General features: G+C 70.6%; 17 protein-coding genes. 14 read left to right on the top strand and 3 right to left on the bottom strand.

Features of this window, described 5'->3' with window-relative positions:
- The first annotated feature begins 10 nt into the window (after positions 1-10).
- From V1457_RS01565 to mutM, 6 genes are all read left to right on the top strand, one after another.
- Entirely contained in the window at positions 11-445 is a 435-nt protein-coding gene (locus tag V1457_RS01565; protein ID WP_200070205.1) for a ribonuclease domain-containing protein, read from the top strand.
- Between the two features lie 247 nt (positions 446-692).
- Positions 693-1439 (top strand): DivIVA domain-containing protein, encoded by a 747-nt coding sequence (locus tag V1457_RS01560; protein ID WP_200070398.1) that lies wholly within the window; start codon positions 693-695, stop codon positions 1437-1439.
- Positions 1440-1801: 362 nt separating this feature from the next.
- Positions 1802-2377, top strand: coding sequence for a DUF177 domain-containing protein (locus V1457_RS01555; protein ID WP_200070204.1), 576 nt, complete (start codon positions 1802-1804; stop codon positions 2375-2377).
- A gap of 2 nt (positions 2378-2379) precedes the next feature.
- Positions 2380-2562 (top strand): 50S ribosomal protein L32, encoded by a 183-nt coding sequence (gene rpmF / locus V1457_RS01550; protein WP_200070203.1) that lies wholly within the window; start codon positions 2380-2382, stop codon positions 2560-2562.
- Between the two features lie 16 nt (positions 2563-2578).
- Positions 2579-3421, top strand: coding sequence for a ribonuclease III (gene rnc, locus V1457_RS01545; protein ID WP_338599431.1), 843 nt, complete (start codon positions 2579-2581; stop codon positions 3419-3421).
- A gap of 64 nt (positions 3422-3485) precedes the next feature.
- Positions 3486-4430, top strand: coding sequence for a bifunctional DNA-formamidopyrimidine glycosylase/DNA-(apurinic or apyrimidinic site) lyase (gene mutM, locus V1457_RS01540; protein WP_295151120.1), 945 nt, complete (start codon positions 3486-3488; stop codon positions 4428-4430).
- Positions 4431-4438: 8 nt separating this feature from the next.
- Here the strand turns inward: mutM and V1457_RS01535 are convergent, their stop codons facing one another.
- Positions 4439-5704, bottom strand: a complete 1266-nt coding sequence (locus V1457_RS01535; RefSeq protein WP_338599428.1) for a glycoside hydrolase family 27 protein — start codon at positions 5702-5704, stop codon at positions 4439-4441.
- Complete coding sequence (locus tag V1457_RS01530; RefSeq protein ID WP_338599425.1) at positions 5704-7881, bottom strand: glycosyltransferase family 39 protein; 2178 nt, start codon at positions 7879-7881, stop codon at positions 5704-5706. The genes V1457_RS01535 and V1457_RS01530 overlap by 1 nt, the downstream gene beginning before the upstream one ends.
- Positions 7882-8148: 267 nt before the next feature.
- On the opposite strand from V1457_RS01530, the gene V1457_RS01525 reads away from it, so the two are divergent.
- The 4 genes from V1457_RS01525 (at position 8149) to V1457_RS01510 (ending at position 14081) form a co-directional block, all read left to right on the top strand.
- A complete protein-coding gene (locus V1457_RS01525) occupies positions 8149-9450 on the top strand; it encodes a bifunctional glycosyltransferase family 2/GtrA family protein (protein ID WP_338599422.1) in 1302 nt (433 codons plus the stop codon).
- On the top strand, positions 9447-11654 hold the full coding sequence (locus V1457_RS01520; protein WP_338599419.1) for a glycosyltransferase family 39 protein: 2208 nt from the start codon (positions 9447-9449) through the stop codon (positions 11652-11654). The genes V1457_RS01525 and V1457_RS01520 overlap by 4 nt, the downstream gene beginning before the upstream one ends.
- 262 nt (positions 11655-11916) lie before the next feature.
- Positions 11917-12636 (top strand): response regulator transcription factor, encoded by a 720-nt coding sequence (locus tag V1457_RS01515; protein ID WP_295149641.1) that lies wholly within the window; start codon positions 11917-11919, stop codon positions 12634-12636.
- Entirely contained in the window at positions 12630-14081 is a 1452-nt protein-coding gene (locus V1457_RS01510; RefSeq protein ID WP_338599416.1) for a HAMP domain-containing sensor histidine kinase, read from the top strand. Before V1457_RS01515 ends, V1457_RS01510 begins: the two co-directional genes overlap by 7 nt.
- Positions 14082-14277: 196 nt before the next feature.
- On the opposite strand, the gene asnB is transcribed toward V1457_RS01510, so the two are convergent.
- Complete coding sequence (asnB, locus tag V1457_RS01505) at positions 14278-16119, bottom strand: asparagine synthase (glutamine-hydrolyzing) (RefSeq protein ID WP_295149645.1); 1842 nt, start codon at positions 16117-16119, stop codon at positions 14278-14280.
- Between the two features lie 399 nt (positions 16120-16518).
- On the opposite strand from asnB, the gene kdpF reads away from it, so the two are divergent.
- From kdpF to V1457_RS01485, 4 genes are all read left to right on the top strand, one after another.
- Positions 16519-16608 carry a K(+)-transporting ATPase subunit F gene (gene kdpF / locus V1457_RS01500; protein ID WP_295149648.1) on the top strand — a complete coding sequence of 30 codons (90 nt, stop codon included), beginning with the start codon at positions 16519-16521 and terminating at the stop codon, positions 16606-16608.
- The gene (kdpA, locus tag V1457_RS01495) at positions 16608-18263 is read left to right on the top strand and encodes a potassium-transporting ATPase subunit KdpA (protein ID WP_338599410.1); all 1656 of its coding nucleotides are present in this window, start codon (positions 16608-16610) and stop codon (positions 18261-18263) included. Before kdpF ends, kdpA begins: the two co-directional genes overlap by 1 nt.
- On the top strand, positions 18260-20296 hold the full coding sequence (gene kdpB, locus V1457_RS01490; RefSeq protein WP_338599407.1) for a potassium-transporting ATPase subunit KdpB: 2037 nt from the start codon (positions 18260-18262) through the stop codon (positions 20294-20296). Before kdpA ends, kdpB begins: the two co-directional genes overlap by 4 nt.
- Before the next feature lie 103 nt (positions 20297-20399).
- A complete protein-coding gene (locus V1457_RS01485; protein ID WP_407074768.1) occupies positions 20400-20996 on the top strand; it encodes a potassium-transporting ATPase subunit C in 597 nt (198 codons plus the stop codon).
- The last annotated feature ends 47 nt before the right edge of the window (positions 20997-21043 follow it).

The raw sequence follows: 21043 nt of genomic DNA, 5'->3' as shown, positions 1-21043 counted from the left end.
CGTCCGGCGCATGAGCATCTCGTCCAGAGCCATCAAGGTCGTTCTTGCCGGACTGCTCGCGATGGCGGGCCTGTTCGGCTTCTCCAGCGCCGCGGTCGCCACCGCCCCCGCGCCCGCGGCCCCAGTCCAGGTGCAGCAGGCGCCGTGCGGCGAAACCGGCGAGTTCGCCCCGGTCAAGCTCTCCGAACTGCCGCCGGAAGCCACCGACACGGTCAACCTGATCAAGCAGGGCGGCCCGTTCCCGTACCCGCAGGACGGCCAGACCTTCAGCAACCGCGAAGGGATCCTGCCGGACTGCGCCGACGGCTACTACAAGGAGTACACGGTGGAAACGCCGGGCAGCGACGACCGCGGGGCGCGGCGCTTCGTGGTCGGCGACGGCGGCGAGTACTTCTACACCGAGGACCACTACGAGACGTTCTCCATCACCGACATCAACGCCTGATCCGCTCGTTCACCGGCACCCGTCGCGCTGCGCGGCGGGTGCCGGTCTGTTCGCACCGCGAGAAGTCGATCACCCGATCGGCGGCAGCCGCTTCCGCGGTCAGGTGAAACGGGACACGCGCGGCGTAGTTGCGCCCCGCCCGCCGCCGGTCACGGCACACTGGAGATCGGCCGACCCGTGATCGCCGGGGCCGGGGTCTGGTGTCATGCTTTGCGCTCCGGACGGCTACGACGGCAGGGAGATCGAGGTGTACCGGGTTTTCGAGGCGCTCGACGAGCTCGTGACGATCGTCGAGGAGGCGCGCGGCGTTCCGATGACGTCGGGCTGCGTGGTGCCCCGCGGCGACGTGCTGGAACTGCTCGACGACGTGCGCGACGCGCTGCCGCAGGAGTTCGACGACGCGCAGGACGTGCTGGACCACCGCGACGACGTGGTGTCCAAGGCCGAGGCGCAGTCCGGCAAGGCGATCGGCGACGCCCGCACGGAGGCCGACCGCACGCTGTCCTCGGCGCGCTCCGAGGCGGAGCAGATCCTCTCCGACGCCCGCGACCGGGCCGACCAGATGATCGCCGACGCGCGCGCGGAGGCCGAGGAGTCGGTGACCGCCGGCCGCCGCGAGTACGAGGACCACGTCAGCCGCGCCCAGTCCGAGGCCGACCGGATGGTGCAGGCCGGGCGGGCCGCCTACGAGCAGTCCGTGCACGAGGGCCGCACCGAGCAGTCCCGGCTGGTCGCCGACACCGAGGTCGCCCAGGCCGCGCACAGCGAGGCGCACCGCATCGTGGAAAGCGCCAACGAGGACGCCGAGCGGCTGCGCAGCGACTGCGATGCCTACGTGGACTCCCGGCTGGCCGACTTCGAGGACCTGCTCAGCCGCACGCTGCGCACGGTCGGGCGCGGACGCCAGCAGCTGCGCAGCCCGGTTGGCGTGCCGTTCGACTACGAGGACGCCCGCTCGGCCGTCGCGACCAACGGGCAGGACCCCGAGAGCTGACCGCGCGGGTGGGGCGATTCCAGGTGGTCGCGGCGGTGGCGTAGGCTGGATCTACTGGCCGTGCGGGATTCGCCCGTTGTCCGGGGTCCGGGTTCCGGATGCTCCGGTTTCCGGATGTCCCGGTTTCTGGATATCTCGGTTTCCGGATGCCCTGCTTCCGGAGATCCGAGGCACGGACCGCCCGGGTCGCAGGCGTCCGCGTTCCAGATATCCGCGTCCGAGCTCCGGGAGTCGCGGAGTCCGGTTCCGATCGGGATTCCCGCACCACCGGCGCTCGCCGGTGCCCGGGACGTCCGCACCAGGCCAGCACACCGCCGGAACCCAGCACCAGCTGGGACCCTTCGCCGCAACGAGATTCAGTGATGTCCGAGAACCGTGATGCCGCACGCACCGCCCAGGTCGGTCCGTGGGTGCTCGACACCCGCGAGATCGGGCACCGCGCGGGCAGCAGCCGCCAGTACACCCGCAGTGCACCGGTACCTGCCGGGTTCGGCCTGGATCTGATCGGGGTGGCCGAGGGGGAGCCGGTCCGGCTGGACCTGCTGGCCGAGTCGGTGGTGGAGGGCGTGCTGGTCTCCGGCACCGCGTCCGCCGAGCTGGCCGGTGAGTGCGCGCGCTGCCTGGACCCGGTCGCCGACGAGATCGAGATCGAGCTGCGCGAGCTGTACGCCTACCCGGACAGCACCACCGACAGCACGACCGACGAGGACGAGGTCAGCCGGGTGCAGGACGAGCTCATCGACCTGCAGCCCGCGGTGCGCGACGCGATGCTGCTGGCGATGCCCAGCTCCCCGGTCTGCGCGGAAGACTGCCAGGGGTTGTGCGCCGGGTGCGGGGCCAAGTGGGCCGAGCTCGACTCCGATCACACCCATGAGACGATTGACCCTCGCTGGGCCGCGCTGCGTGAGCGGTTCGGCGGAATCGAAGAGGAGAACTAGTCGTGGCCGTCCCCAAGCGCAAGATGTCCCGCTCCAACACCCGGCACCGCCGGTCGCAGTGGAAGGCTTCCGCTCCGAACCTGGTGCAGTGCTCCAACCGGTCCTGCCGGGAGCAGAAGCTGCCGCACGTGGTCTGCCCGTCCTGCGGACAGTACGGCGGCCGCCAGGTCGTCGCGCCCGCCTGACGCCGCGGGTCGCGGAGTGGGGGGAAAGCAATCCCGGAACCGCGTCGCGGACGCGGACCGGACCCCGTTGTTGGCAGCGCTCGGCGTCGAGCTCGACGCCGAGCTGCTCACGCTTGCCCTGACGCACCGCTCCTACGCCTACGAGAACGGTGGGCTGCCGCCGAACGAGCGGCTGGAGTTCCTCGGCGACGCGGTGCTCGGGCTGGTCATCACCGACCGGCTGTACCGGGAGCATCCGGACCTGCCGGAGGGCCAGCTGGCGAAGCTGCGCGCGAGCCTGGTGAACATGAACGCGCTGGCAGGCGTGGCCCGCGGGCTCGGTGATGGCGGTCTGGGCGAGTACTTGCTGCTGGGCCGCGGTGAGGAGCTCACCGGCGGCCGGGACAAGGCGAGCATCCTCGCCGACGGCTTGGAGGCCGTGCTCGGCGCGGTGTACCTGCAGCACGGCATCGACGTGGCGCGCGGGATGATCTACAAGCTGTTCGAGCCGCTGCTGAACGAGGCGCCGCAGCGCGGTGCCGGGCTGGATTGGAAGACCAGCCTGCAGGAGCTCACCGCCGCCACCGGGCGCGGCGTGCCGGAGTACCGGGTCGAGGAGCACGGGCCGGACCACCGCAAGGAGTTCAACGCCTTCGTCTCCGTCGCGGGCGACACCCTCGGTGAGGGTGACGGGCGCACGAAGAAGGAAGCCGAGCAGAAGGCCGCCCAGGCGGCTTGGCGCTGGCTCTCCGAGCGGTCCGACGAGCAGACCGCGCCCGCCGGGCAGGATGCGCCTGCCGAGTCCGATGCGCCCGCCGGGCAGGACCACGACGCGGGCGCTGAGCAGGACCAGGCCGCCAGCGGGGACTCGTCGCGGTGATCCGGCCGGGCGCTCGCCCGGCTCGCGGCCCCGCGGGGCCGATTGCGGTGGAGAGGTGCGCGCGTTGCCCGAATTGCCCGAGGTCGAGGTCGTCCGGCGCGGCGTGGCCGAACACGTCGCGGGCCGCACGTTGTCCACTGTGGAAGTCCTGCACCAGCGTGCGGTGCGCAGGCACGTGCCCGGTCCGCAAGATTTTGCGGGGCGGCTGGCCGGTCGCACGGTGTGGTCGGCGCAGCGCCGCGGCAAGTACCTGTGGCTGGAGCTCGGCGACGACCTGCCCGCGCAGGACGATCTGGCCGGGCGCACCCAGTCGACCGAGTTCGTCGGCACCGCAGACGGTGCGGTGCCCGGCGAGGCGTTGTTGACCCATCTGGGCATGAGCGGCCAACTGCTGGTGCAGCCGCAGGGCGCCGCGGACGAGAAGCATCTGCGGGTGCGGTTCCGGTTCACCGACGGCGGCCCGGAGCTGCGGTTCGTGGATCAGCGCACGTTCGGCGGGTTGAGCTTGGCCGACCTGGTCGACGTGGGCGGCGTGGCGCTGCCGACGCCGGTGGCGCACATCGCGCCGGATCCGCTGGAGAAGGTTTTCGATTCCGAAGCGGTCGTGGCGAAGATGCGGTCGCGGCGCACCGGTGTGAAGCGGGCGCTGCTGGACCAGTCGCTGGTCTCCGGCATCGGCAACATCTACGCCGATGAGGCGTTGTGGCGGGCCAAGATGCACTGGGCGCGTCCGACCGAAACGTTGACGCGGCCCGCGGTGCGGCGGCTGCTGGAAGCGGTGACCGAGGTGATGGCCGATGCGCTGCGGGCGGGCGGCACCTCGTTCGACGATCTGTACGTCAACGTCAACGGCGAGTCCGGCTACTTCGACCGTTCGCTGGCGGTGTACGGCCAGGCCGGACACCCGTGCCCGCGCTGCGGCGCGATCGTGCGCCGCGACTCGTTCATGAACCGCTCCTCCTACACCTGCCCGTCCTGCCAGCCGACACCCCGCAACGCGCACTACTGAGCCGGTAGTTACCGCCGGGCGGAGTCGATCCGCAGCAGGACCGTGCCGTGCGCGGGGACGTCGGCGGAGATCGGGTCGGTGGTGCGGTAGTGGTGGCCGGTCCACAGGTTGCGGATGCCGTGATCGCCCGGTGGCAGGCGGAGTTCGGCCGGCGTGGTGCTGATTCGGGCGGGTTGGTCGCTGCGGTTGTAGAGGGCGACGGCGGTGCCCTGTTGCAGTGGGCGCGTCCAGACCTGGTGGTCGCCGCCGGTGACGCGGTGTGCGGCGTGGCCGAGCGGGTCCTGGTCGACGGCCAGGACTTCCGGGTTGGTGAGCAGGTCGTGGTCGGCCGGGCTCATCCGGCTCGGGTCGTTGCCCGCGATGAGCGGGGCGGCGAACATCGCCCACATGCTCAGGTGCGTGCGCGCTTCTTCGTGGTTCAGGCCGGGGTGGCCGTTCACGTCGTGCACGCCGACTTCGAGCATGTCCGGGTCGTTCCAGTAGCCGGGCGCGGGCCGGTCGGAGAGTCCACTGAGGACTTCGATGATGTTGCGCACGCCCATCGGATGTTTGTTGGTGTGCCCGGTGTCCCAGACCGGCTGGATGTCCTCGGTGCTGCGCGCCAGGTGCGCGACGCCGCGCCAGCTCTCGGTTTCTCCCGGTACGCCGGGAAAATTGCTGTTCGGGTTGATGCTGTAGGTGATCGGCCTGCCGGTGGCGGCCAGCGCGTCGCGCATCGTGGTGAACGCGGCGCGGGCGGTGCGGGTGGAACCTGCGCCGTGGCACCAGTCGTACTTCAGGTAGTCCACGCCCCAGGCGGCGAAGGTCCGGGCGTCGCCGAGCTCGCGGTCGCCGCTGCCGGTGCTTCCCGGGTAGGCGCCGGTGAATTGCGCGCAGGTGCGCACGTTCGGCGACATGTAGAGGCCGAATCGCAGGCCCCGGGAGTGCAGGTAGTCGCCGAGGGCGGCCATTCCGCTCGGGAAGCGTGCGCGGTCGGCGCGCAGGTTCCCGGCCGTGTCGCGCTGCGGTTCGTACCAGCAGTCGTCCACGACCACGTTCCGGTAGCCGGCGTCGCGCATCCCCGAGCGCACCAGGGCGTCGGCGGCGCGCCGGACCTTGGCCTCGTCGATGTCGCAGCCGAAGGTGTTCCAGCTGTTCCAGCCCATCGGCGGAGTTTCCGCCGGGAAAACCGGAAGTTGTTGCGCCGCAACGGGTTCCCGGGGTGCGGCGGATCCGGTCGCGGACAGCACCAGCAGCAGTGCGGCGGTGATCCGCAGGATGCTCCGGCGGTTCATCAGCGCGGCTTCGCGCAGTCGTAGAGCCGCGTTTCGCCCGTCGGAACCGGCTCCGTTCCGCCGTATTCGGCGGGAGCCACGGCGGTGCAGTGCGCGGCGACCCAGCCCATCGACTCGTCGACTACCCGGGTGTCGACCTCGCCGCCCATGCTGCGGACGCCGGATGTCCCGTCGGTCCACACGAAGCGAAGTTCGCCGTCGCGGACGTATCGCCGGAGTTCGTCCACTGTGGGCGCCGGGTCGTTGCCGTTGTAGCCGCCGACGGCCATCACCGGCTCGCCGGTTCGCAGGATGACCGGTGCGGCCACCATGGCGCCGACGGTGGCCACGAGCCAGGTTTCGCCGTGGTGCCGGGCGGTCAGGTAGCGCACCGCGGAGTCGGGTAGTTCGCTGCTGCCGCCCGGGCCGCCACGGCGGGATTTCTGGCCCGGTGATTGGGCATTCGGCGATCCGCCGTCCAGGCTGGGGGAGTTCGGCGCGCTCGGGCCGTGCTGTCCGGGAGGGTTCTGCGCCCGCCGGGCCTGCGAACCGTCCGACATCGGGCCGCGGCCTCGTCCCGGACCGCCCGGACCACTCGGACCGCCGCCGGACGGTCCCGCGCTGGGGAAGGTCGACTGCACCGGTTCGCTCAGCGGAGTCAGCGCGTAGGACATCGGCCCGGACAGCATCGCCACCAGACCCGCCGTTCCTGCCGCGACCAGCAGTTTCGCCCTGCGCATCCGCCGCTGGCGCGTGAACGTCAGCATCAGCCCGAGCACGCCGACCGACACCGCCGTGAGCACCGCGACCACCGGCGGCAGCCACGGCAGGAAATCGGAGCCGGAGAGCAAATACCCGCACCACACCCCGGTGCAGCCGACCGACAACGGGAACAGCGCGCCCCACCAGGACGAGACGCGGTACAACCGGGCCATGCTCACCACGCCCATGCCGACTACGGCTGCCAGCGGAGGCGCCAGCGCCACGGTGTAGTACGGGTGCCAGATGCCGGAGGCGAAGCTGAACACCGCGGCCGTCACCAGCAGAGTTCCGGCCCAGAGCAGGAAATCCGCGCGCTGCGCGTCCTTGCGCGGGCGCCCGCGCAGGTAGACCAGCGTCGCGACGGTGCCGAACGCGGCAAGCGGGAACAGCCAGGCGATCTGCCCGGCGACCTGGCCGCTGACGAGCCTGGTCAAGCTGCCTTCGTCCGAGCCGGGACCGCCGCCACCAGGCCCGCCACCGGGACCACCGGGACTACCGCCACCGGGCCCGCCCGGTCCGCCGGGCGGCATCTGCCCAGGCATCCCACCGGGTCCGCCGGGACCACCCGGCCCACCGCCCATCATCCCGGGCGAAGCGATGTGCTCCTGCCCGAAGACGCGGCCGAGGCCGTTGTAGCCGAGCAGCAGCTCACGCACGGTGTTGTCGGTGCTGCCGCCGACGTACGGCCGCGCATCGGCGGGCGTCGCGTCCACGGCGACCATCCAGGACGCGCTCACCACCGCCAGCACGGCCGTGGCCACACCGAGATCCCGCAACTTCCGCGTCCAGCGCGGTTTCCCGGCCACCAGGTACACCACCGCGATCACCGGAAGCACGAAGTACGCCTGCAGCATCTTCACGTTGAACGCGAGCCCGACCGCGACGGCGCACCACACCAGCGGCAGCAGCCTTCCGGAGCGGATCGCGTTGGACGCCGCCCACAGCGCCAGCGCGCCCAGCAGCACCAGCAGCGCGTCCGGGTTGTTGTGCCGCGCCATGACCACCGCGATCGGAGTCACCGCCAGCACCAGCGCCGCCAGCAGCCCCGCCACGTGGCCGAACGCGCGCCGCACCACGTGGTGCACGACCCACACCGTCAGCACCGAGGCGATGGCCTGCGGCACCAGCAGGCTCCACGTGTTGAACCCGAACATCCGGGCCGACAGCGCCTGCACCCACAGCGCCAGCGGCGGCTTGTCCACCGTGATGAACGAGCCCGCGTCCACCGCGCCGAAGAAGAACGCCTTCCAGCTCTGGGTCATGCCCAGCACGGTCGCCGAGTAGTAGGTGTTCGCCCACTCGTTGATCGACAGCGCCCACGTGCCGAGCACCGCGGCCAGCGCGAGCACTCCGATCAACGCGGGCCGTGCCCAGGGCGGATCGGTGACCTCGCCCAGCACGAGCCGGGCTGCGCGAGACCGTTCCGGATTGCTCAACACTTCTCCTCCGCTCGCCGTTGCGGCCCGACGGTGCCGCGCGAAGCTGGGAACCGGCTGGGAACCCGGTGGGAATCCCGCGATCGATCCAGCGCCCGGCCGCCCCGGTGCGCAGCGGTGCCGCGGGGCGCGTGCCCGCGGCGGCCCGCCGATTCCCAGCCAACTCCCATTTCGTTCCGAGGTCCTGGACAACCCGGCCGTGCTTCATGGAGCACGGGTCGCCATCGGTGCCGGCCGCGAGCTACGAGCGGGAGAGGAATGAACGTGATGCCGCATGGAAGTGTCGAGACCGCGCGGCGGGGCACTGCGCCGCGCGCGACGGCCACGGTCGACCTGGTGATACCGGTCTACAACGAGGAGCGGTCCCTGCCCGGCTGCTTGCAGGTGCTGGGGGAGCACTTGAGGCGGGATTTCCCGTTCGATTGGTCGATCACGGTCGTGGACAACGCGAGCACGGACGGCACGCTGCGGGTGGCGAACGAACTCGCCGAGACGATCCCGAACGTGCGAGTGCTGCATTTGGACCGCAAGGGCCGTGGTTTGGCGTTGCGCACCGCTTGGGGCTACAGCGACGCGGACGTGGTGGTCTACATGGACGTGGACCTCTCGACCGGGCTGGACGCGCTGTTGCCGCTGGTGGCGCCGCTGGTCAACGGTCATTCGGACCTGGCGGTCGGGTCGCGGCTGGCGCCGGGTTCGCGGACCGTGCGCGGGACCAAGCGGGAAATGATCTCCCGCGCGTACAACAAGGTGATCCACTGGACGCACGGCGCGCGGTTCTCCGACGCGCAGTGCGGCTTCAAGGCCGCCCGCACCGATGTGGTGCGTCCGCTGCTGGCCCAGGTGCACGACGATGCGTGGTTCTTCGACACGGAGTTGTTGCTGCTGGCCGAGCACAACGGTCTGCGGGTGCACGAGGTGCCGGTGGACTGGGTGGAGGACGTCGACACCCGCGTCAACGTCACCAAGACCGCCACCGACGACCTCGCCGGGCTGCTGCGGGTCGCCCGCGCGAAGGTGACCGGTGCCGCGACGGTGACCGGGCTGCCGCGCAGGCCCGAGCCGCGCGCCGAGCATCCGCAGGCGGTGCTGGCCGAGCGGGAGAACGGGTTGCTGTGGCAGCTGTTCTCGTTCGGGCTGATCGGCATCGTGTCCACTGTGGTCACCTCGGTGCTGTACGCGCTGCTGCGCAGCTGGTGGCCACCGCTGCTGGCGAACCTGGTGGCGCTGACCGTGACGACGCTGTGGAACACCGAGGCGAATCGCCGGTTCACCTTCGTCGGGCGCGCCGCCGCCTCCGGCCGCGTGCACCTGCAAGGGCTGATCGTGTTCGTCCTGTATTACGTCGTGACCTCCGGTGCGCTGCTGTGGCTGGACGCGGCGGCGCCGGATTCCTCGCGATGGCTGGAAGTTCTCGTGTTGATCGTGTCCTCGGTGGTCGGTACGGCGCTGCGGTTCGTGCTGCTGCGCTCGTGGGTGTTCCGGCCCGCCGCCGACAACCCCGCCGGAAACCCCGCTGCTGGAAACGGGGCGGAGACCGCCTCGATGAGCGAAAAGGAAACAGCATGACCACCACGGCCGTACTCGGCGCGCCCACCGCGGGCGCGGCCGACGCCGCACACCGCAGCCGGTGGCAACCGGCGGCACTGGCGGCGATCTGCCTGCTCGCCGGCGCCCTCTACGCGTGGGGAATCGGCGATTCCTGGGGCAACAGCTACTACTCCGCGGCCGTCAAATCGATGTCGCAGAGCTTCGAGAACTTCTTCTTCGGCTCCTTCGACCCGGTCGGAGTGGTCACAGTGGACAAACCGCCGATGGCGCTGTGGGTTCAAGTGATCTCGGTGCTGCTGCTCGGCTACAACAAAGTCGCGATGCTGCTGCCGCAAGTGCTGGCCGGAGTCGCGGCCGTGTTCCTGCTGCACCGCACCGTGCGGCGATGGGCGGGTGAGCACGCGGCGCTGCTGGCGGCGCTGGTCATGGCGCTCACCCCGATCACCGTGGCGATCAACCAGGACAACAACCCGGACACCCTGCTGGTGCTACTGGTCGTCGCCGCGGCCTACGCACTGACCAGGGCCTTGTCAGCGGAGCGTGCCTCGCGGGCCAGCTGGTGGCTGGCAGCCTCGGCCGCGCTGATCGGCTGCGGCTTCCTCACCAAAATGCTGCAGGCCTGGATGGTGCTGCCAGTGTTCATCGCGGTCTACCTCGTGGGCCGCGAGACCTCGTGGACACGACGCATCGCCGATTTGGCCATCGCAGCAGCGACCGTGCTGGTGTCGTCGTTCTGGTGGGTCGCGGCAACCATGCTGTGGCCCGACCCCAAGCCCTACATCGGCGGCAGCGAAGACGGCTCCGCACTGGACCTCATCCTCGGCTACAACGGATTCGGCCGAATCCTCGGCGGCGAGGGCAACGGCGGCGGTGGCGGCGGTCCGGGCGGTGGGCCCGGTGGCGGCTTCTCCGGCGAGGCCGGAATCCTGCGCTTCGCCAACGAAAAGCTCGCGGGACAGATCAGCTGGCTGATGCCGCTGTGCGCGCTGGTGCTGATCGCCGTCGTGGTCGGTGCCGTGCTGCGGCGGCGGGCGGGTGAGCCGTTCGACCGCAAGCGCGCGGCGGGTTGGTTGCTGTGGGGTGGCTGGCTGGTGCTGATCTGGTTCATGTTCAGCTTCGCCCAGGGCACGATGCATCCCTATTACACGACGATGCTGGCTCCGGCGATCGGTGCGGTCGCGGGCGCGGGGATCGTCGCAGCATGGCGCGCTTACCGGGCGCCGCAAGGGAAAACCTGGCTGCTGCTGCCGGTCGGCGTGCTGCTCACGGTCGTTTGGGCGGTGGTGCTCGTTCACCGCGATCCGGAGTGGAACGTCTGGGCCGCGTACCTGGCGATCGGTTTCGGCGTGCTCGCGTTGGCGGCGTTGCTGCTCGGGCGGAGCCGGGCCGCGCTCGGCAAGGTCGCGTTGACGTTGTCGCTGGCCGCGGCGCTCGTGGTGCCGAGCGTGTGGTCGGTGGCGGCCGCGGCCTCGGGGGAGAGCGGCATGGGCGGGGCCAATCCGATGGCCGGGCCGTCCAGCGGCATGGGGCCCGGTGGGGGCGGTCCGCCCGGGATGTCCGGACCGGGGCAGGCTGATCCGGGGCAGTCCGGTTCGGGCCAGCCGGGGTCGGGCCAGCCCGGTTCGGGTCGGCAAGGCCAGGACGGCAAGCAGGGCGGCGGCGACGGTCCCGGGCGGCGCGGCGGGATGTCCGGCGGCCCCGGCGGCGAGGAATCGCTCAGCGCGGAGCAGAAGTCGCTGCTCGCCTACGTCTCCGGCAACGCCGGTGACCGGGAGGTTCCGCTGGCGGTCGAGGGCGGTTCGCACGGCGCCGCCTCCTACCTGATCAACAGCGAGCTGCCCGCTGTCGGCATGGGCGGGTTCATGGGCAGCGACGACGCCCCGTCGGTGCAGCAGCTCACGGAGTGGAAGAGCACCGGCCAGCTCGGCTTCGTCCAGCTCGGCGGCGGCCCCGGTGGCGGCCCCGGCGGCCCCGGCGGTTCGGGCAAGCAGGGCCCGCCCGGTCAGGGCGGTCACAGTCAGGGCGGTCACAGTCAGGGCGCCTCTGATCAGAATGGCCCCGGCGCGCAGCGCTCCCAAGGCCCCGGCGGCGAAAAGCGCACCGAACGCCAGCAATGGGTGCAGCAGAACTGCACCGAGGTACCCCCGGCGACCTACGGCGCCACCACCGAGTCCGACGAGATGGGCAGCAACTCCACCCAGCTCTACGACTGCCGCTCCTAACCCCGCCGAAGTGCGGGTCTCCTCCGCCCGACTCCCGTGCACCGGGCAAAGGGGACCTTCACGCGCGCTACGAGAGGCGCGCCGACACGCCCGCACGCCATCCGATCAGCGCAACGCATCCCGGAGTGAACGGCCTGTTGGTCCGGCTGGATTGGTGAACGGGTCCGTTCACTCCGGGAGAACGCGCGTGCTCGCGGCGGCGTCCGGCGGGTTCCCAGCGTCCGTTCAGCGACTGCTCAGACGAGTGAGAGACCCTGGCCAAGTGGAAGATGGAAAGACGCCCTCGGCGCGCGTGCTGGTCGTCGACGACGAACCCAACATCCTGGAACTGCTCACCGCCGCCCTCCGGCTGAGCGGCTTCGAGGTGCAGGGCGCGGCAAGCGGCGCCGAGGCGCTCAGCGCAGCGAGCGATTTCCGCCCGCACATCGTGGTGCTGGACGTGATGCTGCCGGACCAGGACGGCTTCGCGGTGGCCCGCAGGCTCCGCACCGGCGGCGATGCCGTGCCGGTGCTGTTCCTGACCGCGCGCGACTCGGTGGAGGACCGCATCGCCGGGCTCACCGCGGGCGGCGACGACTACGTGACGAAACCGTTCAGCCTCGACGAGGTGGTGCTGCGGCTGCGCGCGATTCTGCGCCGCGCCCAGCCCGCGCAGCTCGCCGAGCCCGATTCGCGGCTGCACTACCACGACCTGGAGCTGGACGAGGAGACCTACGAGGTGCGCCGGTCGGACAAGCTGGTGAACCTCTCGCCGACCGAGTTCAAGCTGCTGCGCTACCTGCTGATCAACGCGGAGAAGGTGGTCAGCAAGACCCAGATCCTGGACCGGGTGTGGAACTACGAGTTCGGCGGGGACAGCCGGATCGTCGAGTCCTACATCAGCTACCTGCGCCGCAAGGTCGATTTCGTGCAGCCCGCGCTGATCCACACCATCCGCGGCGTCGGCTACGTGCTCCGGATCCCGCCGGAGGAACGATGCTGAAGCGCTTGCTGCCGCGGACGCTGCGCGGCCGGCTGCTGCTGGTGCTGATCGGCGCGACCGTGGCGGGCCTGCTGGCCATGGGGTTCGCCAACCAGGTGATGCTCAAGAAGTCCCTGATGGACCGGCTCGACGACCGGCTGCGGGAGATGTCCCGCCCGTGGGAGCACGGCCGCCCGCCGCCGGGGCCGCCACCGGGGCAGCGCGATCCGCACGACAAGCCGGACTGGTTGCCCACGGACTTCCGGGTGTTGCTGTTCGACGCGGACGGCAGGCTGGTGCGCATCGACGGGCCTTCCGCGAGCGACCCGAAGCGCCCGGTGATCCACCCCTCCGATCTGGAGCACGAGTTCGCGACCGTGCCGGACAGCCTCGGCGGCGCGAACTGGCGGGTGCGCACGGTGACGCTGCCGGACGGGAGCGTGCGGGCGCTGGCGCTGACCACCGACAACGTCGGCATCCCGTTGCAGCTGCTGATGTTCATCGAGCTGGGCGTCGGCGCGGTCGTGGTGGCGGTGCTGGTGGTGGCCGCGTTGGTGACGGTGCGGCTGGGGCTGCGGCCGCTGACCCGGATCGAGCACACCGCCGACGCCATCGCCACCGGCGAGCTGGACCGGCGCATCCCGGACCAGGACCCGGGCACCGAGACGGGCCGGCTGGGCGCGGCGCTGAACACGATGCTCGGCCGCCTCACTTCCGCGTTGCAGCAGCGGGAGCAGTCCGAGCACCGGTTGCGCCGGTTCGTCGCGGACGCTTCGCACGAGCTGCGCACCCCGCTGACTTCGATCCGCGGTTTCGCCGAGCTCTACCGGCGCAGCGAGGACCCGGACGCGGAGACGGTGCGGATGATGATGTCCCGCATCGAAGGCGAGGCCGTGCGGATGAGCGATCTGGTGGAGGACCTGCTGCTGCTGGCCCGGCTGGACCGCGAGCGTTCCGTCGACCTGGTGGACGTGGACCTGGTGCCGTTGGCGCGCGACGTGGCGGGGGACGCGCGGGTCCGCGACGGCGATCGGGACATCGAGCTGGTCGTGCCGGAGCGCCCGGTGCGGGTGCTCGGCGACGGGCACCGGCTGCGCCAGGTGCTGACGAACCTCACGACGAACGCGCTGGTGCACACCACGCCCGGCACGCCGGTGCGGATCGAGGTCGAGCACGGTGCGGTGGACGACTCGGACGCGGTCGGTGCGGGGGCGCCGGTCGAGCCGGCCACGGCGATGGGCGTGGTCTCGATCAGCGACCGCGGCCCGGGCATCGCGCCGGAGCACGCCCGCCGCATCTTCGACCGGTTCTACCGGGTCGACGACGGCCGGGAGCGTTCCGAGGGCGGCACCGGCCTCGGCCTGGCGATCACCGCCGCGATCGCCGAGGCGCACAACGGCCGCGTCGAACTCGCCGCGAACCCCTCCGGCGGCAGCACTTTCCGCCTGCTCATCCCGCTGAGCTGAGCACGCTGTTCCTCCATGAGTGAACGGACCGTTTGCCCAATCTATTGGGACCAACAGGCCGTTCACTCCGAGAGCAGTTCCGCTGATCGAGTGGCGACTCGGGAGTGTCGGGGAGTTCCGCGCGCGGATGTGCGCGAAGTGAGCGGACCGTTCGACCAATCTTGCCGGGCGAACGGTCCGCTCACTCGGGCTTCGCTCAGACCTTGATGGTCGGGTTGTGCAGGTCGAACCACTGGGACACGTCGAGGATCCGCTCGAACATGTTCCGCGTGTTGGTGTCCACTTCGGACGGATCGAGCCGGACCGCGGACCGCGCCCACTGCTCGTTCATCAGCTCCAGCGACCGGTCCCCGGTCGAGAGCAGGTCGGCGACCTGCTTCTGCAGCTCACCCGCGTACTTCGGGTCCTGAGTGGACGGATACGGGCTCTTCACCCGGTCCACCACCGACTTCGGCAGCACGTCGGAGGTGGCGTGCCGCAGCAGGCTCTTCTCCCGGTCGTCGAACGTCTTCAGCGACCAGGGCGTGTTGAACACGTACTCCACCAGCCGGTGGTCGCAGAACGGCACCCGGACCTCCAGCCCGACCGCCATGCTCAGCCGGTCCTTGCGGTCCAGCAGGCTGCGCACCATCCGGGTCAGGTGCAGGTAGCAGATCTCCCGCATCTTGGCCTCGAACGGGCTGTCGGTCTCCTTGCGCGGCATGGCCGCCACGGCCTGGTCGTACTCGGACTGGATGTAGCCGGGGATGTCCAGCCGCTGCGCGATGCCGGGGTTGAGGACCTCGTTGCCGTCGCTCTGGGCGTGCCGGGCCATCCCGAACGCCAGCCACGGGAAGGTGTTTGCCTGCTGCACCTGCGGGTCGTGGAACCACTTGTAGCCGCCGAAGACCTCGTCGGCGGACTCGCCGGACAGCGCCACCGTGGAGTGCTCGCGGATCTTCTTGAACAGTAGGAACAGCGAGTTGTCCATGTCGCCGAGCCCCATCGGCAGGTCCCGGGAGGCCACTGCGGCGCGGCGCACCGCCGGGTCGGCCAGCGACTGCGGATCGAGCACGATGTCCTTGTGCTCGGAGCCGACGTGCTTGTGCACGTCCTGCACGTACGGCCCGTCCGGGGTGTCGCGCACCGGGTCGGGCACGAAGTTCTCGGTCTGGCCGACGAAGTCGACCGCGAAGCTGCGCACCGTCTCGCCCTGCTCGCGCAGCTGTTGCGCGGACAGCGCGGTCAGCGCGCTGGAGTCCAGCCCGCCGGACAGCAGCACGCAGCGCGGCACGTCGGCGACGAGCTGGCGGGCGACGATGTCGTCGAGCAGTTCGCGCACGTGCCCGACGCTGGCGTCCTGCCCGTCGGTGTGCTCGGCGACGTCGAGCTGCCAGTAGGTGTGCTCGCGCAGGCCGTTGCGGTCGAAGGTGACGATGGTGCCGGGCTTGACCTCGTGCATGCCCTGCCACACGGCCTTGCCGGGGGACTTGGTGAAGGAGAACAGCTCGCGCAGCCCGTCGGCGTCGACGACCTTGTCGACCTCGGGGTTGGCCAGGATCGCCTTCGGCTCCGAGCCGAACAGCACGCCGTTCTCGGTGGGCTGGTAGTACAGCGGCTTGATGCCCATCCGGTCGCGGATCAGCAGCAGCTGCTCGGTCCGGGTGTCCCAGATGGCGAAGGCGTACATGCCGTTGAGCTTCTCGGCGACGTCGGCGCCCCACTCCAGGTAGCCGTGCAGCACGACCTCGGTGTCGCTGTCGGTGTCGAAGTGGTGCCCGCGGCGGCGGAGTTCACCGCGCAGCTCGGAGAAGTTGTACGCCTCGCCGCTGTAGACCATGCCGACCTTGCCGTCGGGGGTCTGGACCTCCATCGGCTGGGTCCCGCCGGGCAGGTCGATGATCGCGAGCCTGCGGTGCCCGAGGGCGGCGTGCGGTTGGACCCAGGTGCCCGAGTCGTCCGGCCCGCGGCAGGCCATGGTCTCGCACATCGCGTCGATCACGGGCTGTTCCCGGGTCAGGTCTCGGCGGAAGTCGATCCAGCCGGAGATTCCGCACATCGCTGTGCTCCCTTCGCGGAGGTGTTTACTTAGCCAAGTTAACGAGATCGTTGCATCGTGGAAACCAAACATCCAGGTGAGGCGACGTGAGATCTCCCACGGATATAACTCGCTTACCAGGCAAAACACCCGAAACAATCGGGGCCGGAGCCGGTGACGCGATGTATGTCCGCCGTGCCCAACGCAGCATCAACACCGCGTCAAAGTGCCCGGAGGTGGCGTCAAGACCGCGTCATGAAGCTGTCCGGCCGGACCGCGGCGGGCTTGGGTGGAAGACGGCGGGCGCCACCGGGGCGCCCGGAGCCGAAGGAGCCTCGCGGTGGCGGATCTGGCCTTCGCATCGTTGTTGATCGGCGGATTCCTCGTGCTGGCGCTGATCCTGCGCGGTTTGGAGCGGTTGTGATCGCGGCCAACGTCGCGGGCGGAGTGCTCGCGTTGCTGCTCGTCGCCTACTTGTTGGTCGCGTTGATCCGGCCGGGGAGGTTCTGATGCCGACCGCCGGGTTCGCCCAGCTCGTGCTGCTGGTGCTGGCGCTGGTCGCGGTGCATCGTCCGTTCGGCGACTACCTGGCCCGCGTCTACACCGATCGCGGGCACTGGCGGGTGGAACGGGCGTTTTACCGGCTGCTGCGGATCGACGGCGATTCCGGGCAGCGGTGGACGACGTACGCGGCCGGAGTTCTCGGTCTTTCGTTCGCGTCGATCGTGCTGCTGTACCTGATGCAACGGCTGCAACCGCTGCTGCCGCTGAACTTCGGGCGCGGCTCCGTGCAACCGGCGATGGCGTTCAACACCGCCGTCAGCTTCGCGACGAACACGAACTGGCAGTCCTACGTGCCGGAGCAGGTCATCGGGCACGCGGTGCAGATGGGGGGGTTGACGGTGCAGAACTTCCTCTCCGCAGCGGTCGGGATGGCCGTCGCGGTCGCGCTGGTTCGCGGTTTCACCCGCTCCGGTACCGACCGCATCGGCAACTTCTGGGTCGACCTGATCCGGGGTGTCGTGCGGGTGTTGCTGCCGATCGCGGCTGTGGCGGCGGTGCTGCTGGTGGCGCTGGGCGTCGCGATGACCTTCGCGCCCGCCCTGGTCGCTGTCGGGCTCGACGGGCGGGAGCAGGTGATCGCGACCGCCCCGATCGCGAGCCAGGAGGCGATCAAGGAACTGGGCACCAACGGCGGCGGCGTGCTCAACGCGAACTCCGCGCATCCGCTGGAGAACCCGAGCGGTGCCACCAACCTCGTGGAGATCTTCCTGATCCTGGTCATCCCGGTGAGCCTCACCCGTGCTTTCGGCACGATGGCCGGCGATCGGCGGCAAGGCCGGGTGCTGTTGTCGGTGATGGCGGTGTTGCTGCTGGTGTCGCTCGCGGTCACGTGGTGGGCGGAGGCGCACCCGAACGGCCAGGCGGCGCTGGCGGCAGGCGGTGCCTGGGAGGGCAAGGAAGCCCGTTTCGGCCCATACCTGTCGGCGCTGTTCGCGGTCGCCACCACCGGCACTTCGACGGGCGCGGTGAACTCGATGCACGACAGCTTCACCGGCCTCGGCGGCGGCGTCGTGCTGCTGAACATGCTGCTCGGCGAGGTGGCGCCGGGCGGTGTCGGCGCCGGGTTGTACGGGATCCTGGTGGTGGCCGTGCTCGCGGTGTTCCTCGCCGGGCTGATGGTAGGGCGCACGCCGGAGTACCTGGGCAAGAAGCTCGGCCGCCGCGAGATCACCGCCGCCGCGCTGTCGACCTTGGTGATGCCGGCGCTGGTGCTGCTCGGCGCGGGCACCGCCGTCGCACTTCCGTCCACGTCGGACGCCATGGCGAATCCGGGCCCGCACGGCCTGTCCGAAGTCCTCTACGCCTACGCCTCGGCGGCGAACAACAACGGCAGCGCCTTCGCCGGTCTCACCGCGACCGGTGACTTCTTCCAGGCCACGCTGGCGTTGGCGATGCTGCTGGGGCGACTCGTGCCGATGCTGGCGGTGCTGATGCTCGCCGGTTCGCTCGCGCGGCAGCAGCGGATGCCGCCCACCGCCGGAACGCTGCCCACCGGAGGCCCGCTGTTCGCCGGCCTGCTCGGCGGCACCGTCGTGCTCGTCAGCGCGTTGACGTTCGCGCCAGCGTTGGCGCTCGGCCCGATCGCGGAGGCGCTGTCATGACCGTCCTGGAACGCGGAGAAGCACCGGTTCGGAGTGCTCCCGCGGCGTTCGGCCCGCGGCAGCTGTGGGGTTCGATGCCGGAGGCGCTGCGCAAGCTGGACCCGCGCCATCAGCTCAAAAATCCCGTGATGTTCGTGGTGTGGGCGGGTTCGGCGCTGGTGACGGTGCTGAGCGTCGCCGAGCCGAGCGCGTTCGACATCGCGGTGGCGGTGTGGCTGTGGTTGACCGTGCTGTTCGCGAACCTCGCCGAGGCCGTCGCCGAGGGACGTGGTCGCGCGCAGGCGGAATCGTTGCGCCGCACCAAATCCGAGGCGGTCGCGCGGCTGCTCACCCAGCACGGCGAGCAGCGGGTGCCCGGCGCCGAACTCCGCGTCGGCGATCGCGTCGTGGTCGAAGCGGGCGAGCAGATCCCCGGTGACGGCGACGTGGTCGACGGGATCGCCACCGTCGACGAATCGGCGATCACCGGCGAATCGGCCCCGGTGATCCGGGAGTCCGGCGGTGATCGCTCGGCCGTCACCGCGGGCACCACCGTGCTGTCCGACCGGATCGTGGTGCGGGTGAGCACCGCGCCCGGCGAGACCTTCGTGGACCGGATGATCTCGCTGGTCGAAGGCGCGAAGCGGCAGCGGACGCCGAACGAGATCGCGCTGACGATCCTGCTGTGCACGCTCACGGTGATCTTCCTGCTGGCGGTGCCGGCGTTGCAGCCGATGGCCGCCTACTCCGGTTCGCTGCTGCCGGTGAGCACGTTGGCAGCGTTGCTGGTATGCCTGATCCCGACCACGATCGGCGCGCTGCTCTCGGCGATCGGCATCGCGGGCATGGACCGGCTGGTGCGGCGCAACGTGCTGGCCAAGTCCGGCCGCGCCGTGGAGGCCGCCGGGGACGTGGACACGTTGCTGCTGGACAAGACCGGCACGATCACCTTCGGCAACCGGCAGGCGACCGAGCTGTCGCCGGTCGCAGCGGTCACCGCGGCCGAACTCGCCGCGGCGGCGCGGCTTTGCAGCCTCGCCGACCCGACGCCGGAGGGCGCCAGCGTCGTCGAGTTCTGCCGCGAGCGGTTCGGGATCGAGGCCGGGGAGCCTGCCGGTGTCGTCGTGCCGTTCTCCGCGCGGACCAGGATGAGCGGGATCGACCTCGACGGCCGGGAGGTCCGCAAGGGTGCGGTCGCTGCGGTGTGCGCGTGGGCCGGCATCGAATCGTCCGAAGTGGACACGATCGCGGAGGAGATCTCGCGGCAGGGCGGAACGCCGCTCGCGGTCGCCGAACGCGCCGGTGGGCGGGCCCGGGTGCTCGGCGTGCTCCGGTTGTCCGATGTGGTCAAGCCGGGCATCGCCGAGCGGTTCGCGGAACTGCGCGCGATGGGCGTGCGCACGGTCATGGTCACCGGCGACAACGCGCTCACCGCAGCGGCCATCGCCGCCGAAGCCGGGGTGGACGACCACCTGGCCGAGGCGAAACCGGAGGACAAGCTGGAGTTCATCCGCCGCGAGCAACGCGGCGGGCGGCTGGTCGCGATGACCGGGGACGGCACCAACGACGCGCCCGCGCTCGCGCAGGCCGATGTCGGGGTGGCGATGCACAGCGGGACGGCCGCGGCCAAGGAGGCCGGGAACATGGTCGACCTGGATTCCGACCCGACGAAGCTGATCGAGGTGGTGCGGATCGGCAAGCAGCTGCTGATCACGCGCGGGGCGTTGACGACGTTCAGCATCGCCAACGATCTGGCGAAGTACTTCGCGATCCTGTCCGCGCTGTTCGTCGCGATCCACCCGCAGCTGGGGCGGTTGAACGTGATGCAGCTGGCGACGCCGGACTCCGCGATCCTGTCCGCGGTGATCTTCAACGCGCTGGTCATCGTGGCGCTGATCCCGCTGGCGCTGCGCGGAGTGCGCTACCGGCCGTCCGGCGCGGCCGCGCTGCTGCGCCGGAACCTGCTGCTGTTCGGCGTCGGCGGCGTCCTCGCCCCGTTCGCGGGCATCTGGCTGATCGACCTGCTGATCCGGTTGTTGCCCGGCTTCGGCTGATTGCATGGCTGCCGCGAGTGAACGGCCTGTTCGACCAAGCTAGTGGGCCAAACGTCCGTTCACTCGCGGAGAAATCCGTTGTTGTGGAAGGGATGGCGTCGTGGTGTGGACGTTGTGGCGGCAAACCGTGACCGGGCTCAAGGTGCTGCTGGTGGCGACCGTGCTGCTGGGAATCGGGTATCCGCTGGCGGTGTGGGGCGTGAGCCGGTTGCCGGGACTGGAACAGCACGCGGAGGGTGCACCGCTGATGGCCGGCGGCCGGGTCGTCGGCTCGTCGCTGATCGGGGTGGACCCGGTGCCGGCGGATCCGGCGCGCGACCCGTTCTTCCACACCCGGCCGTCGGCTTCGGCGCCGGACCCGGTCGGGTCGGGCGATCCGGCGAGCACGGGCGGCAGCAACCTCGCGGGCGGCAACGCGGAACTGCTCGACGCCGTGCAGCAGCGCCGCAACGCCGTGGCCGCCCGGGAAGGCGTTGTCCCGCAAGCGGTTCCGCCCGACGCGGTGACCGCTTCGGCCAGTGGCGTCGACCCGGGCATCAGTCCCGCTTACGCCGCACTGCAGGTTCCGCGCGTGGCCCGCGTGACCGGCATCCCGGAAGCGGCGCTGCACCGCCTCATCGCGCAGTCCACGTCCGGCGGCGTGCTGGCCGAACGTTCCGTCAACGTTCCCGAACTCAACGCGGCCGCGCGACACCACTGACGAAAATTTGCAACCGTTGATCAAGCGCTATTACCACCGAGGCGTAG

This window comes from Saccharopolyspora sp. SCSIO 74807, assembly GCF_037023755.1.
Taxonomy (GTDB): Bacteria; Actinomycetota; Actinomycetes; order Mycobacteriales; family Pseudonocardiaceae; genus Saccharopolyspora_C; species Saccharopolyspora_C galaxeae.
Note: the sequence above shows the minus strand (reverse complement) of the source record. Positions and strands in the feature narration are given on the sequence as shown.

Excerpts from the sequence above, each read along its gene's own strand:
- V1457_RS01535 (WP_338599428.1), bottom strand. The coding sequence starts at position 5,704 with ATGAACCGCCGGAGCATCCTGCGGATCACCGCCGCACTGCTGCTGGTG.
- V1457_RS01510 (WP_338599416.1), top strand. The coding sequence starts at position 12,630 with ATGCTGAAGCGCTTGCTGCCGCGGACGCTGCGCGGCCGGCTGCTGCTG.
- V1457_RS01525 (WP_338599422.1), top strand. The coding sequence starts at position 8,149 with ATGCCGCATGGAAGTGTCGAGACCGCGCGGCGGGGCACTGCGCCGCGC.
- kdpA (WP_338599410.1), top strand. The coding sequence starts at position 16,608 with ATGCCGACCGCCGGGTTCGCCCAGCTCGTGCTGCTGGTGCTGGCGCTG.
- V1457_RS01520 (WP_338599419.1), top strand. The coding sequence starts at position 9,447 with ATGACCACCACGGCCGTACTCGGCGCGCCCACCGCGGGCGCGGCCGAC.
- V1457_RS01565 (WP_200070205.1), top strand. The coding sequence starts at position 11 with ATGAGCATCTCGTCCAGAGCCATCAAGGTCGTTCTTGCCGGACTGCTC.
- kdpB (WP_338599407.1), top strand. The coding sequence starts at position 18,260 with ATGACCGTCCTGGAACGCGGAGAAGCACCGGTTCGGAGTGCTCCCGCG.
- asnB (WP_295149645.1), bottom strand. The coding sequence starts at position 16,119 with ATGTGCGGAATCTCCGGCTGGATCGACTTCCGCCGAGACCTGACCCGG.
- V1457_RS01555 (WP_200070204.1), top strand. The coding sequence starts at position 1,802 with ATGTCCGAGAACCGTGATGCCGCACGCACCGCCCAGGTCGGTCCGTGG.